We start from the raw sequence: 2,416 nt of genomic DNA on the forward strand, positions 1-2,416 counted from the left end.
GCAGAGCGCCCAGACGTTTCTCCACCACGGACGTCACCGCTACTTCAAAACGCTGACGCTGGGACCGTGGCCGCGGGGAGCGGGAAGACTTCGACACACCCCACCCAACGCCGCACCCCGGCCCGAGGACACCCCCGGACCGGTCACACCATACGAATCAACGACCCGCGAAGTACGGGTCTAGGGTCATGTCCCCCGTCGTGGTGTAGCCGATCACGGTCTGTCGCCTCCGCTTCGGAGCCGTCCGGTACGTGCCGCTGCGGTCCGTCGCGCGATCACCGCTGGCCCCGGCTCGGCGAGCCCCAACAGGGCCTTCGGCGACGACGGTTCGGGCCGCGATCAGGTGCCGTCAACTCATGTCGGCGCACTCATCGACGAAGGCGCAGAGCCGACGAATGAGGCTCAGGGAAGAGGGGGTCGGGTCCGTGGTGCCCCGCATGTGGGGTGCATCTTGGAGCCACTGTTGCCACAGGGCGCCGGGGCCCAGGAAACGGGCAGCTTGGTCACCTCGGAGATTCAGGTCGATGAACAAGAGGGCGCCCATGGCCACCGTCTGGTCGTATGCGAGGTCGGGTCGGCGGAGATAGCGATCAAGGTAGGCGACCAGCAGCTCAGAGTCGCGCGGCATCCCGAAACTGGCCAGGGCCACGCAATAGGCCAGACCAGCGCAGCAGACCTCGCTGGCCAGCAGGAGCTCCCCGAGACGCTCACGGAACTCGGTCCGGCGAGAGACAGCCACGAGCCATGTCGCAGTCCTCCGCTCCCGCCACCCGCCCTCAAGAAGGGTGGCGATCTCTTCCGCGGTGATGACTTTCGAGTCCTCGCTCAGCCTTCGCACGAAGCGGTCGTAGTCAAGACTCCGCATACGCAGCAAGCTGCCGCTGAGCTTCATGTAACGCCGCTCGGGCGTGACGTAGCGGCGAACCAGGGCCAGCAGCTCGGGATCCTCATGGGCATGGCGCATCACAGGGCCGATCCTGCCCCGCTGGTGCGCAACGAGGCCGCCTCCTTTCGATCCTTGAAGCTCCGCCATCTTGAAGTGGCTGGTCAGCGGGGTGGCGTGACCTCGTTTCGGGGTACTCGTGCTGGTCGTGGGCGGCAGTCTGTGTTGTAGATCGTCCGGCGGGGTGGTTTTGCCGATGAGTTCACCGTCCTCGAACGGTCTATCCAGCGACACGACCGTTCTCGACAGGAGTGCCATGTCCACCATCCAGCCAGTGATCCTGACTGCCGACCTGGACGTTCTGCTCGGCTTCTATACGAAATTGTTCGGCGCCGAGGAGACCTTCCGGGTGCCGGCGGAAGGCCCGGCCTTCTACCTCGGCTTGCGTATCGGCGACACCGACCTCGGGCTGGTGGCCAAGGAGAACCCGGGGACCGAGGCGGCACCGCGGATCCTGCTCAGCATCGGTGTCGACGACGTCGACGAGACGCTCGGCCGGGTGGAGGCGCTGGGCGGCTCGGTCCGCGACGGCGCCAACGACATGCCGTGGGGACAGCGCGTCGCCCACGTCCGGGACCCCGACGGCAACCCGGTGAACCTCACCCAGCCGATCCCGGCCCGGTGACGCTGTTCCACGGTGCTTGTGCTGATCGTGGGCTGTCTGCGGTAGAGATCAATTGTCGGTAGTGGCCTCGATGTTCGTCAGGACGAGCAGCGCGCGAAACAGGTGGGTGGCGCGGGCGGGGTCAGTACGGAGCTTGGTGAGGATCCGCCAGTTCTTCAGGTGGGCAAAGCCGCGTTCGACGGGGACGCGTCCGGCGGCCAGAACCCGGTTGGCCTCCTTCTCGGCGGATGTGAGCCTGCGGGCGCGGGTGGCCTTGAAGCCGGTGACGACCACGGGATCGTCCCCGTCGTCGTCCAGGCCGAGGAAGCCCAGGTCGGCCAGGGCGCCGAGGCCGGCAGCACGCAGGTGGGCCAGGATGCGGTCGCGGCGGGCGGCGGTGATGTCGTGGGTGCGGCCGGGCCGGGCGGCCGATATCCACACCAGACGGCCCCGCTCGTCGGTCAGCGCGAGGACGTGCAGGCCGTGGCGGCGATGCTTGCCGGAGTAGTTCGGGCGGTTCGCCTCTCCGGTACGGCGCTGGGTGGGGATGAGGGTGCCGTCGATCAGGACGACCTCGCCGCCCCGCCGGGCGATCTTCTTCAGGGCGCGGTCCAGGCGAGGGGCCTTCGCGGCCAGCAGGTGGATCAGCTCGTCGCGCCAGCGCCGGATGGTGGTGGCGGAGATGTCGTTGCCGCCGGCCATGTCGACCAGACGCTGATCGTGCCGCAGCACGGCCAAGACGATCACCGCGATCCTCCCGGGCGGCAGCGCCCGCCACCTCGACCGTATCGCTTTGAGATGGCGTCGGACTCTGCTGCGCAATTCGCGAGTCAGGCCGTGAGTCGGTAGGCGAGGCGTTCGAGGCGGCT

At 68.0% G+C, this 2,416-nt stretch carries 3 protein-coding genes; 1 reads left to right on the forward strand and 2 read right to left on the reverse strand.

Features of this window, described 5'->3' with window-relative positions; all coding sequences use genetic code 11:
* Positions 1-349: 349 nt before the first annotated feature.
* Positions 350-964, reverse strand: coding sequence for a DUF6000 family protein (locus ACFPZI_RS25430; protein WP_381367277.1), 615 nt, complete (start codon positions 962-964; stop codon positions 350-352).
* Between the two features lie 235 nt (positions 965-1,199).
* Between ACFPZI_RS25430 and ACFPZI_RS25435 the strand changes: the two genes are divergently transcribed.
* Complete coding sequence (locus ACFPZI_RS25435; protein ID WP_381367271.1) at positions 1,200-1,568, forward strand: VOC family protein; 369 nt, start codon at positions 1,200-1,202, stop codon at positions 1,566-1,568.
* 48 nt (positions 1,569-1,616) lie between these two features.
* Here ACFPZI_RS25435 and ACFPZI_RS25440 read toward each other — a convergent pair.
* On the reverse strand, positions 1,617-2,416 hold an 800-nt coding region (locus tag ACFPZI_RS25440), incomplete at its 5' end, for a transposase family protein (protein ID WP_381367274.1).

This window comes from Streptomyces chlorus (assembly GCF_042655885.1).
Classification (GTDB): domain Bacteria; phylum Actinomycetota; class Actinomycetes; order Streptomycetales; family Streptomycetaceae; genus Streptomyces; species Streptomyces chlorus.

What these genes read in the sequence shown, in the direction of transcription:
- ACFPZI_RS25430 (WP_381367277.1), bottom strand. Translation starts at nt 964, where the DNA reads ATGCGCCATGCCCATGAGGATCCCGAGCTGCTGGCCCTGGTTCGCCGC.
- ACFPZI_RS25435 (WP_381367271.1), top strand. Translation starts at nt 1,200, where the DNA reads ATGTCCACCATCCAGCCAGTGATCCTGACTGCCGACCTGGACGTTCTG.